The organism is Mesorhizobium sp. M1312 (assembly GCF_040318115.1).
GTDB lineage: Bacteria > Pseudomonadota > Alphaproteobacteria > Rhizobiales > Rhizobiaceae > Mesorhizobium.
The window spans coordinates 35,513-47,358 of sequence record NZ_JAMYLQ010000024.1 but is presented as its reverse complement, the minus strand read 5'-3'; the positions used below and the strand labels follow the sequence as shown (position 1 = coordinate 47,358).

14 protein-coding genes and 1 tRNA gene are annotated in these 11,846 nt (G+C 61.4%); 7 read left to right on the top strand and 8 right to left on the bottom strand.

The genetic code is table 11. The features are described 5' to 3' along the window. Window positions 1-39: 39 nt before the first annotated feature. The 4 genes from NKH36_RS24220 (at window position 40) to NKH36_RS24205 (ending at window position 4,622) form a co-directional block, all read left to right on the top strand. The gene (locus tag NKH36_RS24220; protein WP_352960918.1) at window positions 40-603 is read left to right on the top strand and encodes a polysaccharide biosynthesis/export family protein; all 564 of its coding nucleotides are present in this window, start codon (window positions 40-42) and stop codon (window positions 601-603) included. A gap of 5 nt (window positions 604-608) precedes the next feature. Next, window positions 609-1,739 carry a glycosyltransferase family 4 protein gene (locus NKH36_RS24215; protein ID WP_352960917.1) on the top strand — a complete coding sequence of 377 codons (1,131 nt, stop codon included), beginning with the start codon at window positions 609-611 and terminating at the stop codon, window positions 1,737-1,739. Between the two features lie 91 nt (window positions 1,740-1,830). After that, window positions 1,831-3,366: an undecaprenyl-phosphate glucose phosphotransferase gene (locus NKH36_RS24210; RefSeq protein WP_352960916.1), complete on the top strand. Its 1,536-nt coding sequence runs from the start codon at window positions 1,831-1,833 to the stop codon at window positions 3,364-3,366. Then, the gene (locus tag NKH36_RS24205; protein WP_352960914.1) at window positions 3,363-4,622 is read left to right on the top strand and encodes an O-antigen ligase family protein; all 1,260 of its coding nucleotides are present in this window, start codon (window positions 3,363-3,365) and stop codon (window positions 4,620-4,622) included. The genes NKH36_RS24210 and NKH36_RS24205 overlap by 4 nt, the downstream gene beginning before the upstream one ends. Before the next feature lie 32 nt (window positions 4,623-4,654). Here the strand turns inward: NKH36_RS24205 and NKH36_RS24200 are convergent. Further along, a tRNA-Pro gene (locus NKH36_RS24200) sits at window positions 4,655-4,731 on the bottom strand. Between the two features lie 18 nt (window positions 4,732-4,749). Here NKH36_RS24200 and NKH36_RS34900 point away from each other — a divergent pair. Continuing rightward, window positions 4,750-5,316, top strand: a complete 567-nt coding sequence (locus NKH36_RS34900) for a hypothetical protein (RefSeq protein WP_502912105.1) — start codon at window positions 4,750-4,752, stop codon at window positions 5,314-5,316. A 395-nt stretch (window positions 5,317-5,711) separates the two neighbouring features. After that, window positions 5,712-5,987 carry a hypothetical protein gene (locus NKH36_RS24190; RefSeq protein ID WP_077371854.1) on the top strand — a complete coding sequence of 92 codons (276 nt, stop codon included), beginning with the start codon at window positions 5,712-5,714 and terminating at the stop codon, window positions 5,985-5,987. A 54-nt stretch (window positions 5,988-6,041) separates the two neighbouring features. Here the strand turns inward: NKH36_RS24190 and NKH36_RS24185 are convergent, their stop codons facing one another. The 7 genes from NKH36_RS24185 to NKH36_RS24155 all read right to left on the bottom strand — a co-directional run bounded on the left by NKH36_RS24185 (window position 6,042) and on the right by NKH36_RS24155 (window position 11,147). Beyond that, a complete protein-coding gene (locus NKH36_RS24185; RefSeq protein ID WP_065008066.1) occupies window positions 6,042-6,380 on the bottom strand; it encodes a hypothetical protein in 339 nt (112 codons plus the stop codon). Window positions 6,381-6,685: 305 nt separating this feature from the next. Next, window positions 6,686-7,228: a MerR family transcriptional regulator gene (locus NKH36_RS24180; protein WP_065008065.1), complete on the bottom strand. Its 543-nt coding sequence runs from the start codon at window positions 7,226-7,228 to the stop codon at window positions 6,686-6,688. Window positions 7,229-7,421: 193 nt separating this feature from the next. Beyond that, window positions 7,422-7,745 carry an integration host factor subunit alpha gene (locus NKH36_RS24175; RefSeq protein WP_095485783.1) on the bottom strand — a complete coding sequence of 108 codons (324 nt, stop codon included), beginning with the start codon at window positions 7,743-7,745 and terminating at the stop codon, window positions 7,422-7,424. A gap of 104 nt (window positions 7,746-7,849) precedes the next feature. After that, on the bottom strand, window positions 7,850-8,821 hold the full coding sequence (locus NKH36_RS24170; protein ID WP_352960908.1) for a beta-ketoacyl-ACP synthase III: 972 nt from the start codon (window positions 8,819-8,821) through the stop codon (window positions 7,850-7,852). A 9-nt stretch (window positions 8,822-8,830) separates the two neighbouring features. Continuing rightward, complete coding sequence (gene plsX / locus NKH36_RS24165; RefSeq protein ID WP_352960906.1) at window positions 8,831-9,901, bottom strand: phosphate acyltransferase PlsX; 1,071 nt, start codon at window positions 9,899-9,901, stop codon at window positions 8,831-8,833. Between the two features lie 132 nt (window positions 9,902-10,033). Then, window positions 10,034-10,597, bottom strand: coding sequence for a YceD family protein (locus NKH36_RS24160; protein WP_352960904.1), 564 nt, complete (start codon window positions 10,595-10,597; stop codon window positions 10,034-10,036). A 7-nt stretch (window positions 10,598-10,604) separates the two neighbouring features. After that, a complete protein-coding gene (locus NKH36_RS24155; protein ID WP_352960902.1) occupies window positions 10,605-11,147 on the bottom strand; it encodes a ubiquinol-cytochrome C chaperone family protein in 543 nt (180 codons plus the stop codon). A 114-nt stretch (window positions 11,148-11,261) separates the two neighbouring features. On the opposite strand from NKH36_RS24155, the gene NKH36_RS24150 reads away from it, so the two are divergent. Further along, window positions 11,262-11,807, top strand: coding sequence for an outer membrane protein assembly factor BamE (locus NKH36_RS24150; RefSeq protein WP_352960900.1), 546 nt, complete (start codon window positions 11,262-11,264; stop codon window positions 11,805-11,807). The last annotated feature ends 39 nt before the right edge of the window (window positions 11,808-11,846 follow it).

Genomic DNA, 11,846 nt, shown 5'->3' with positions numbered 1-11,846 from the left:
GCAGTGTAACAGCGGCCAGTCGAAGGTACGTGTCCGGCCATGAAAAGCACTGCTCCCCTCTTCCGCGCGCTGCTCACCGTGTCGTTGCTTGCCGGCTGCTCCAGCTACCGGCCGGCGCCGGCCGCCTTTCATAAGATGCTCGATCAGCCCTATCGCCTCGGCGCCGGCGACCGGGTCCGCGTCACCGTGTTCGAGCAGGAAGGATTGACCAACGTCTACAGCGTCGACCAATCCGGTTACCTGTCCATCCCGCTCGTCGGCGCCGTACCGGCGCGCGGCCACACCGCACAGCAACTTGAAGGCGAGATCGCCGACAAATTACGCCAGGGTTATCTGCGCGATCCGGACGTTTCGGTCGAGATCGACCGCTACCGGCCGATCTTCATCATGGGTGAAGTCGGTGCCGCGGGCCAATACTCCTATGTTCCAGGCCTGACCGTGCAAAAGGCGATTGCCATCGCCGGCGGTTTCAGCCCGCGCGCCAACCAGGAAAGCGTCGACATCACCCGCGACATCAACGGAAAGGTCATGACCGGTCGCGTGGCCACCTCCGACCCACTCCTGCCCGGCGATACGGTCTACGTTCGCGAACGCCTGTTCTAGACGACGTGGCGGACACACTCAGGATCGTCCACTGCTTTCGCTCACCTGTCGGAGGGATTTTTCGGCACGTGCGCGACCTGACCGAGGCGCAGGTCGCCGCCGGGCATGCCGTCGGCATCGTCTGCGATTCGACGACGGGCGGCGATTTCGAGGAACATTTGTTCGAACAGATGAAGGGCACAATGGCGCTCGGCATCCATCGTACGCCGATGCAGCGGCATGTCGGGCCGGGCGACCTCGCCTCGGCTCGGCGCACCTTCGGGATCATCAAGGAATTGCGGCCGGACGTGCTCCACGGGCACGGCGCCAAGGGTGGCGCCTATGCCCGGCTGTTCGGCTCATTGTTGCGGGTATCAAGGTCTCGCGTAGCCCGCCTTTATTCGCCTCACGGCGGCTCTCTTCATTATGACGAGACCACCGCCACGGGGAAGCTGTTCTTCGCGCTCGAACGGTTCATGGCGCGCTTCACCGACTACCTTCTGTTTGTCTCCGATTATGAAAGGCAGACATATCGCAGGAAGGTCGGCGAACCGCCCATCCCGAACAATCTTGTCTACAACGGCCTGAGCGCCGCCGAGTTCGAGCCGGTGCGAACCGAGCTGAATGCGGCCGATGTCCTCTATATCGGCATGATGCGCGACCTCAAGGGACCGGACATCTTCATCGATGCGCTGGTCCTTGCGGGAGCGCAGCTTGGCCGTCCGGTGAAAGCGGTGATGGTCGGCGACGGCGACGACCTGCCACGCTACCATGCGCAAGTGAAGCGGCTCGGGCTCGAAGACCATATGCGTTTCCTGCCGCCGATGCCGGCGCGCAAAGCCTTCGCACTAGCCGAACTGGTTATCGTGCCCTCGCGTGCGGAAGCCATGCCTTACATCGTTCTGGAAACGCTCGCCGCCGGCAAATCGATGATCGCCACCGCCGTCGGCGGCATCCCGGAAATCTTCGGCGCCGGTTCCCCTGCCCTGATCCGGCCTGACCCGCGCGAACTCGGCGACAAGATGAGCGCGGCGCTGGCCGACCTCAAAGCCTACAGCAGCCTGATGCCCGACACCGCCGACCTCGAGACGCGATTCGGCGCCGACGTGATGGCCGCCGCGATCGAGACGGCCTATTTCGCCGCGCTCAAGCGTTAGCTCCAAAAGCTTCTCCAAAGCCACCTGTTGTTTCAAGGGTTTCTTAGCTCTCTTTTGCTATTCACCTGAAGGAAGCTTTGCGGATGCACCCATGAACGAGATCGATCCCGCACGCCGCTTTTCGATAGACGCGGTGCGCAAATTCGACGGCCCCGCCAGCGGCGATAACCTTGGCGGGATGAACGACGTCGCCCGTCAGGTCGCGTCGCAATACAGGCGCGATACCATGTCACCGATCATGGTCAGCGGCGTCCTGCGCATGGTCGAATTCGCGCTGCTGTTCCTGTCGGGCCTCTGCGTCTATTTCTACTATGTCGGCTTCTTCAGCCATCTCGCCTGGCAATACCCGCTGACGATCGCCGCCGCCTCGTTCCTCGCAGTGGTGCTGTTCGACGTCACCGACTGCTACCAGGTCGTCTCGTTGATGCGGCCGCTCGCCAATTTCGGCCGTCTCCTGCTGGTCTGGGCCGGCACCTTCGCGTTGATGGCGCTGACGGCATTCGCCATGAAGATGTCGGAAGACTATTCGCGCCTGTTTTTCGGCACCTGGTTCGTCGTCGGCTTCATGCTGATCTTCGGCCTCAGGCTGCTGATGTCGAAGCTGATCCGGCGCTGGGCGCGCGACGGGCGCATGGAGCGCCGCGCCGTCATCGTCGGCGGCGGCACGGCGGCGGAAGTCCTGATCCGCTCCGTCGAAAAGCAGCCCTACAACGACATCCGCATCTGCGGCATCTTTGACGACCGCGGCGACAAGCGCTCGCCGCCCATCGTCGCCGGCTATCCGAAGCTCGGCACCGTTTCCGAGCTCATCGAGTTCGCCCGCATCGCCCGTATCGACATGCTGATCGTGTCGCTGCCGCTGACCGCCGAATCGCGCGTCCTGCAGCTTTTAAAGAAGCTGTGGGTGCTGCCGGTCGATATCCGGCTCTCGGCGCATTCGAACGCGCTGCAGTTCCGGCCGCGCGCCTATTCCTACATCGGCTCGGTGCCGATGCTCGATATCTTCGACAAGCCGATCAACGACTGGGATTCGGTCGCCAAGCGCGCCTTCGACATCGTCTTCTCGATCATCGGCATCATCGTATTCTCGCCGGTCATGCTGGTGACCGCGATCGCCATCAAGTTCGACAGCAAGGGACCGGTGCTGTTCCACCAGAAGCGGCATGGCTTCAACAACGAGATCATCGAGGTCTACAAGTTCCGTTCGATGTACACGGACAAGGCGGACCCGACGGCCAAGCAGACGGTGACCAAGAACGACCCGCGCGTCACCCGAGTCGGCCGCTTCATCCGCAAGACTTCGATCGACGAGTTGCCGCAGTTCTTCAATTCGCTTTTCGGTTCGCTGTCGCTGGTGGGGCCACGCCCGCATGCCATTGCCGCCCAGTCGCACAACCTTCTGTACAATGAGGTGGTCGACGGCTATTTCGCGCGCCACAAGGTCAAGCCCGGCGTTACCGGCTGGGCGCAGATCAATGGCTGGCGCGGCGAGATGGACACCAACGAGAAGATCCGCATGCGGACGGAATACGACCTCTATTATATCGAAAACTGGTCGCTGCTGTTCGATCTGAGGATTCTGTTCCTGACGCCGATCCGGCTGCTCAATACGGAAAATGCCTATTGAGCGCAGTCACGCATGAACTGCCGCCGGCTGCAGTCAACGCCAAACTGATCGCGCTGATTGCGTCGGGCGCGGTTTTCCTCGGCGTCTTCCTGTCCGGCTTCGTCATCGCCGAGCCGGCGCCATACGACCTCTACATGGTCGGGCTTATGGCAGTGTGGGCCTTGTTCGGCCTGCGCATATCGCGCGCGGCGGCGCCGCTCCTGGTGCTGCTGGTGGTCATGAACATCGGCGGCATGATCTCGATGACCCAGATATCGGATATTGCCGGCACCCCGCTCTATCTCGCCGTGTCGCTGTTCCTTGCCTTCACCGCGGTGTTCTTTGCCTCGGTGACATCAGTCCAACCCAGTCTCTACCGGGTGATCTTCCTGGCCTATGTGATGTCGGCGGTGCTGACCTCGCTGCTTGGGATAGCGGGCTATTTCCATGCCTTCCCGGGGGCGGAGATCTTCACCAAATACGACCGTGCCACCGGCGCCTTCCAGGATCCGAACGTGTTCGGGCCGTTCCTGGTGCTGCCCGGCATCTACCTGCTCTATCTCCTGCTGACAGGCCCTATCTCACGCATGCCCTTGCTGGCGCTGCCGCTGCTGATCATCACGGCCGGCATTTTCTTCTCCTTCTCGCGCGGCGCCTGGGGCATGTTCGGCATTTCGGCGATCCTGCTTACCGGCGCTCTGTTCCTGCAGAGCAACAGCGGCATGTTCCGGCTGCGTGTCGTCGTCATGACCATGGCCGCCATTTCGCTGCTGGTCATCGCGATGCTCGTCATTCTGCAGTTGCCGGGCGTTTCGGAGATGTTTTCCAGCCGTGCCCAGCTGGAACAGAGCTACGATACCGCCCGCCTCGGCCGTTTCGCCCGCTACACGATCGGTTTCCAGATGGCGCTGGAGCATCCACTCGGCATCGGCCCGCTCGTCTTCGGCACGATTTTCGGCGAGGACACACACGACATCTGGCTAAAAATGCTGATGGACTATGGCTGGCTCGGCTTCGTCTCGTTCCTGACGCTGACCTGCTGGACGATATCAGCCGGCTTCCGCATTCTCCTGCGCGACAGGCCGTGGCAACCCTATCTTCTGTGCGCCTATGTCGCCTTCATTGGCAACATCGGGCTGGGCACCTTCATCGACATCGATCACTGGCGCCATGTCTATCTGCTGCTCGGATTGATCTGGGGCGCCATCGCGCTCGAATACCGCCACCAGCGGCAGTTGCGGCCGCTGGCGCTGCCTGCGCCGGCGGCTGGGGCATGATGGTTTTCAGGGGGCAAGTCTAAGTTTGGAAATGGTCGGAGTGGCCGGATTCGAACCGACGACCCCTTGACCCCCAGTCAAGTGCGCTACCGGGCTGCGCTACACTCCGGACCGGTCGCGATGTATCGTGATAACCCGGTTCGGGTCAACCGAATTCGGCGGCCGTCGCGCCAATGCCCAGCATGGTGGATTTGAAGTTCCTGCTCTGTTGGGGCGTCGTCAGCATTCAGGAACTTCAAATCCAGAATCACACTCGTTTGTCTGGCTGGATGGTCTTGTGGCGCTGCTATCAGACGGGTCGTCGATTTTCCACGGATTGCGTCAGCACGGCTGTATTGATCAGGGCGTTTTCCGGAAGCCGAAGCGCGGAAGCTATTCGCCGAAGCTTCGACGGGTCGGCATTCTTGCCGTTCTCGATGTCCGCGATTTCATCGATCGCCAGGCCGCACGTCAGAGACAGCTCTTCCATGCTGTACCCCCTGGTTTCTCGGATGGCCTTCAGGGCGCTGTGGTCGGGCGCAGCTTCAGTCGCCGACAGTTCGGAAAAAGCTTCGCTTGTTGCTATTTGGGGCATTTTGGCAACTCCGTGGATTTAAAGAGTTTGATCAAATCAAGATGTTGCCTGAGACGGCGCAGAGAATGCCCTCTCGATGGTGATTTGCCAAGCGCCAAAGATGCCGTCACGGCATCGTGATTCCGACGCCGGAGTGGATCATACGAACACGCCATCCGATCAAGTTGTTTTGAATGATCGGATGCCAAAAAGTTCGATGGCTCCGAGCCGTCCGCTCGTTAGCCGGCTGCCGCTGGCGTGCCAGGGTTCTTGACCAAAGGCGGTCTTCTTGTTGGTTTTTGCTGCCAACAGGTCCAACTAGATTCGGGAGCGACCAGCCACGTGCATCGACGGGTGGCGAAGCCTGAATCCTGAGCCACGAACCGCGCGATGCCCCGCCGCAAGAATTTTTTGAACCGACACGTGAACCTTTCCTCTCCGTGCCGCACCAAGACGGTATGGGACGCCATAAGGCGATCCCCAACCGAGAAGGACGCCCTTACGGCGATCCTCGATGCAGAGAAGGAAATGCTCAAATGACCAATATTTCGAACTTCAAGCGCCTTTCGCTCGCCGCCGCCATTGTTGTCTCGGCCTTCGGCTCGATCTCAGTTCCGAGTTCGGCCTTCGCCAACGGCACGCATCCGAGCGGCGGCGGCGCGGTTTGTAAGGGCGCGGGTCACTGCCTGGTGCTGCAGCTCGACTGCAAAGGCACATACACGGATGCCACCGACTCCAACGGCACCGTCTACGGTAAATGCAGCCAGACCGCGCAGGTCAGCCCGAAGAACAAGCTCAAGCTCGCACGCTGATCGACCTGTTATCGACGAAAATGGCGGCCGCGGAACGGCCGCCATTTTCTTGTCTCAACGTGCCGATCTCGATCTTGTTCGCGACGTTTTCTGCTGGCGGCTGAGGAACAGGCTTGCGACGAGCCCGACCACAACCAGCCCGACAGCAGCCGCTGTCGCCGGGTGATCGCGGGCTGTCTTTTCTATCACCCTGCTATGCCTCCTGATCGCAGGCAGAGCCTCACTGAAGCGCTCGGCAAGATCCGAATAGTAGTCCGAGGCGGTGTCGCGCCCGTCCTCGTAATAGGCGCTGCCGCGCCTGGACACGGCTTTCCTTAGCGCCGCCAGTTCCCTGGAGAGGGCTGCGACCTGCTTTTCAAGATCGATGTCGGAGAGGGTCGAAAATGATACCATGACATGCTTCCTTCCTTTGCGAAAAGGAACGCATGATTTCGGAAGCAGTTCCGGTTTCTGACGGCGATCGGTCGGCCCTTAAAGCGCGTCGCGTCTGAAGGGGTTCATGCGACCCGCTTTAAGTTCTTTTATCCATGTCGTTATCCCAAACCGATCCCAAACCGCTGCGCACCCTCGGGCCAGGCCTGAGGGCATTGCTTTTGGGCGACTTGGACTACAGCGCCGCGCGTCCAAAGGACGCTGTAGCACTTTAACCTTGCGCATGATCCTTTCCGAAAATCGATTCCGATTTTCGGGGTCATGCGCTAGCGCACCTGATCGAGCAGACGCTTGCATTCCAGAAGATCGAACAGCGCCTCCTGCAGCAAGGCGCGATTGTCGCGCGAGAGTTTCGACGTGCCCGGCTGCACCGGGCCTTCGTCGTCGGTCTTGCCGAGGCCGAAAAAGCGCCGGCTGGGTTTCACCTTGGGCTCGCCAACCAGCATCTCGTCATCGGCACCGCGCGGCTGGGCCGCCGGCGTCAGCGGCACCGCATCGGCCTGCCGACGTTGCGAGATCGCCTCGACGGCCGCCATGTCGCCACTGCCGATGGCGACCAGGAAATGGTTGCCGTTCTCGCGCAGCAGCTTCTGCACGCCTTTGATCGTATAGCCTTGGTCGTAGAGCATGTGGCGGATGCCCTTGATCAATTCGACATCCTGCGGCCGGTAGTAGCGGCGGCCGCCGCCGCGCTTCATCGGCTTGATCTGGTTGAAACGGGTTTCCCAGAAACGCAGCACATGCTGCGGCAGGTCGAGATCTTCTGCGACCTCACTGATGGTGCGGAAAGCATCGGGGCTCTTGTCCATGGCCGAAATCCTCACGCTGGAGCATGATCCCGAAATTGGGAAGCGGTTTTCGGGCAAGGTCATGCTCAACAAAGAGTCATTCCGATCGGCTTGTTCTGCCGAATCGGGCCTTATTTCAGCGGTTTATGAAACAATATTCAAGCCCGGCGTCAAAAGGGGCGGCCGTTTTCAACCGGGCTTTGAAGCGCAGCCGCTATTTGCTGCCCTTGGCCTTGCTGTTCTGGTGGGCGCGCAGAATGCGGTTCTTCAGCACATTCGACGATTTGAAGGTCATCACGCGGCGTGGCAGGATCGGCACTTCCTCGCCGGTTTTCGGATTGCGCCCGATGCGCTCGTTCTTGGAGCGGACATGGAACGTCGCGAACGACGACAATTTCACCGTCTCACCGCGAACGATCGCTTCGCAAATCTCGTCCAGAACCGCTTCGACGAGCTCGGCCGATTCAGTACGCGATAAGCCAACCTTGCGATAAACGGCTTCAGCAAGATCGGCGCGCGTAAGTGTCTTTCCCCCCATGCGAACCGTCCCCATCAGCTCAAAAACATAACTCTATACAAGCAAAGATAGAGCCTAAGTAATTGATCCGGCAAGGTCAAGGACCGAACCTGTCAGTTCGGCACTTACCAGCGAACCAAAACCGCGCCCCAGGTGAAGCCCCCGCCCATCGCCTCGATCAGCACCAGATCACCCTTCTTGATGCGGCCGTCGGCGACCGCCACCGACAGAGCCAGCGGCACGGAAGCAGCCGAGGTGTTGCCGTGCAAATCGACCGTAACCACCACCTTTTGCTCTGCTATCCCGAGCTTCTTGGCGGAAGCGTCGATAATCCGCTTATTGGCCTGATGCGGCACGAACCAGTCGAGATCCTCAGCGGTGATGCCGGCAGCTGAGAACGTCGCCTCGATGACGTCGGTGATCATGCCGACCGCGTGCTTGAACACTTCGCGGCCCTCCATCCTGAGATGGCCCACCGTGCCGGTGGTCGACGGTCCACCATCGACAAACAGCTTGTCCTTGTGGGCGCCGTCGGAGCGCAGGCTGGCCGCTAGCACGCCGTGGTCGGCAATGCTGCCCGCCCCCTCTCCTGCTTCCAGCACCATCGCGCCGGCGCCGTCGCCGAACAGGACGCAGGTCGAGCGGTCGCTCCAGTCGAGGATGCGCGAGAAGGTTTCCGAGCCGATCACCAGCACGCGTTTGGCCAGGCCGCCGCGGATATAGAGGTCGGCCGTCGTCACCGCGTAGACAAAGCCTGAGCACACCGCCTGCATGTCGAAGGCGAAGCCGTGATGCATGCCGAGCCGGTTCTGGATGTCGACGGCGGTCGCCGGAAAGGTGTTGTTGGGCGTCGAGGTCGCCAGCACGATCAGGTCGATATCGGCCGGCGTCAGGCCGGCATTGTCGAGGGCTGCGCGCGCCGCCGCCTCGCCGAGCGAAGCCGTCGTCTCGTCGTCGGCCGCGATATGGCGCTGGCGGATGCCGGTGCGCTGGGCGATCCATTCATCTGACGTCTCGATCATGCCTTCGAAATCGGCATTCTTCATGATGCGGCGGGGCAGCGCGGCGCCTGTGCCGCGCACGACTGATCTGATCAAGGCTCTTTCCTATTCCTCTGCGTCGGCAACGACGTCGGATTTCCGAGTTGTCTGGGCATGCGGATTGCGCGCATGGAACAGGTCGAGATCGGCTTCGATGCGATCGAGCAGATTGTTGCGCACCATGTCGTAGCCAAGCTCGATCGCCGCCGCGAAGCCGTCCGAATCGGCCCCGCCATGGCTTTTCACCACGATGCCGTTCAGACCCAGGAAAACGCCGCCATTGGAGCGGCCGACATCCATTTTTTCGCGCAGACGATCGAAGGCGCCTTTCGCGAATATATAGCCTATCCTGGCCATCAGCGTCCGGTCCATCGCGGCGCGCAGGTAACCGGCGATCTGTCGTACCGTGCCTTCCGCCGTCTTCAGCGCGATGTTGCCGGCAAATCCTTCGGTGACGACCACGTCGACCGTGCCCTTGCCGATGTCGTCGCCCTCGACGAAACCATGGTAGTTCATCGAGGCCATGTTGGCTTCGCGCAACATGCGGCCCGCTTCCTTGACCTCTTCCTGGCCCTTGATCTCCTCGACGCCGACATTGAGCAGGCCGACGCTCGGCCGTTCGATGCCGAAAACCGAGCGCGCCATGCCAGTGCCCAGAATGGCAAAATCAACCAGTTGATGCGCATCCGCGCCGATGGTGGCGCCGACGTCCAGCACCACGCTTTCGCCGCGCAATGTCGGCCAGAGCGCCGCGATCGCCGGACGGTCGATGGTCGCCATGGTGCGAAGGCAGAATCTCGACATCGCCATCAGCGCGCCGGTGTTGCCGGCCGAAATGCAGGCGTCGGCAGTACCTGCCTTGACCGCCTCGACCGCTTTCCACATCGACGACTTCCAGCGGCCATGGCGCAGCGCCTGGCTCGGCTTGTCGTCCATCCTGACTGCTATCTCGCAGTGAACGAACTCGCACACTTCCGCCAGCTTGGGGAGTTTTGCGAGTTCGGGGCGCACCGCCTCCTCGCGCCCATAGAGGACGAAGCGAATGTCGGGACGCCGGGTCGCGACCGTCATGAGCGCCGGGATGACCACGCTTGGTCCGTGATCGCCACCCATGGCATCGATGGAAATCCTGATCACGCGGTGTTCATCTCACAGTTTGCTTGAGCGAGCGCCTCGCGCTGGCAACGGTTTTGGGGCTCGCGAAGGTTCGGCGAAAATAGCGTTTTTGGGCTGCCGCACAACCGGCTTTCTCCGATTGGGGTCGGGTTTTCAGGATTTTCCCAGCAGGGAACGCAGCTTTTGCTGGAATTCGCTTTCCGCAGTCCCGGCATTGTCGGCAGCCTCCACTGAAACGCCTTGCTTGCGCGGATAGGGATTGATCGCCAACCCAAAGAACTGTTCGGCGAGCGCCCCGACATCAATCGAATTGCCGGAAAACGTTTCCGGGCTGTCCGGCCCTTCGGCATCGAGCATTATCTCGCCGCCGCCCTCGAAACCCTGCCGCCCGAGCTTGGACTGCTCCGGCAGGAACAGTCCGTCGACCGCCTCGTCGATATGCGCCTCGACCGGGTCGAGGGTGACGATGCAGGCCTGGGTGATATCGGCCTCGACGCGGCCGCTGACCTTTACGCCGTTGCGCTTCCATGGCGTCACCAGCAGTTCGGCACGGTAGTTCTCGACCGAGAGCAACTCGTGCTCGCCCGCCAGCGCGGCGCGCTGCGCGGCGTCGGCCTCCATCACCACGGGCAATCCCTTTTGCGGCAGCCGGGCGACATTGGCCACGAAGGACACAGGGCTCTGGTGATCGGGGCTCTGGGAATCGGCGTGTTTCATCTTTTCCTTAGATAGTCTTGGCCACGGGGAATACCACAGTGCCGGAAACAATCGATTCGGTCGGCTGTTCCGCGAGTCGCTTGGAGACATCGGCGACGTAGCCGGCCAGATGCGTTGCTTGCGGCCAGGTGCCAGCATCGGGCCTGACATTGCGGGCAAGGGCGGCGACGAGTGCATCATGGTCGTTTCGTTCGAGCGCATCGTCATAGGCGGCGGTGCGGCCATAGAACATCTTCGCCAGTTTCTTCATGCGCTTCGGCACGCCGACGTCGCCGATGCCCAGTTCCCGCAGCGAATGCTCGACATCCATGAAGAATTCGTCGATCAGCACCTGCGCGACCTCCCCGGCAACACCGCCCTCGCCGCGCAGCCGGTGCTGGAACAGGAACATGTGCAGCGACAGCATCTCGAAGCGGCCAAGCGGCGTGTCCGGTACATTCCAGTCGGAATAAAACACGGTTTGCCGCGCCGCTGCCACGATTTGTGCGTAAAGCGCCTCGGTGATAGCGCGGTTGGCGTGACGTTCGCGACCAAAAAGGCGCTGGAACATTGAGGGTGGTCTCCCGGGGACCGTTTGTTGAATTGGCCTTGTTGCATCGGCGAGCAAGCTGGTTTACCGGTTTTGCGGCCCAGCGCAAGTTGCGGCCAGCTAATGGAGTTGTAGTTGCGCGCGCTGAAATTCAAGTCGACTTTTCTGTCCAGGTCCGCTTTGTCCAGGTCCACCGGCGCGGTCTCGCTGCTGGTGGTTGCATCGGCGCTGTCCGCCTGCAACTCGTCGAAGATGATCGGTGATCTCAATCCGAGCGAGACGCTGACGCAGGGCTACGTCATCGACCAGCAGGCGATCGACCTGGTGCCGGTCGGCTCGAGCCGCGAACAGGTGCTTCTGGCGCTCGGCAGCCCGTCGACGAAGGCGACTTTCGACAACGAGGCCTTCTATTACATCTCACAGACGCGCAAGCGTTACGTCGCCTTCGACAAGCCGAGGCTGGTCGACCAGAAGGTGCTGGCCGTCTATTTCGGCGAGGACGGGCGCGTTACTCAGATCGCCAATTACGGCCTGAAGGACGGCAAGGTGTTCGACTTCATCTCAAGGACCACGCCGACCGGCGGCAAGGACCAGAACTTCCTCAGCCAGATCATCAACGGCGCCAGCAAGCTGGCGCCCGGCCTCCCCGGTGGCGGCGGCAGCTCCCTCGGCGGCACCTGATCCATCCCGACAGAATCGGCTTCTCATCCTTTCCTTTTG

What these genes read in the sequence shown, in the direction of transcription:
- NKH36_RS24220 (WP_352960918.1), top strand. Translation starts at nt 40, where the DNA reads ATGAAAAGCACTGCTCCCCTCTTCCGCGCGCTGCTCACCGTGTCGTTG.
- NKH36_RS24210 (WP_352960916.1), top strand. Translation starts at nt 1,831, where the DNA reads ATGAACGAGATCGATCCCGCACGCCGCTTTTCGATAGACGCGGTGCGC.
- NKH36_RS24190 (WP_077371854.1), top strand. Translation starts at nt 5,712, where the DNA reads ATGACCAATATTTCGAACTTCAAGCGCCTTTCGCTCGCCGCCGCCATT.
- NKH36_RS24185 (WP_065008066.1), bottom strand. Translation starts at nt 6,380, where the DNA reads ATGGTATCATTTTCGACCCTCTCCGACATCGATCTTGAAAAGCAGGTC.
- NKH36_RS24180 (WP_065008065.1), bottom strand. Translation starts at nt 7,228, where the DNA reads ATGGACAAGAGCCCCGATGCTTTCCGCACCATCAGTGAGGTCGCAGAA.
- NKH36_RS24175 (WP_095485783.1), bottom strand. Translation starts at nt 7,745, where the DNA reads ATGGGGGGAAAGACACTTACGCGCGCCGATCTTGCTGAAGCCGTTTAT.
- NKH36_RS24160 (WP_352960904.1), bottom strand. Translation starts at nt 10,597, where the DNA reads ATGAAACACGCCGATTCCCAGAGCCCCGATCACCAGAGCCCTGTGTCC.
- NKH36_RS24155 (WP_352960902.1), bottom strand. Translation starts at nt 11,147, where the DNA reads ATGTTCCAGCGCCTTTTTGGTCGCGAACGTCACGCCAACCGCGCTATC.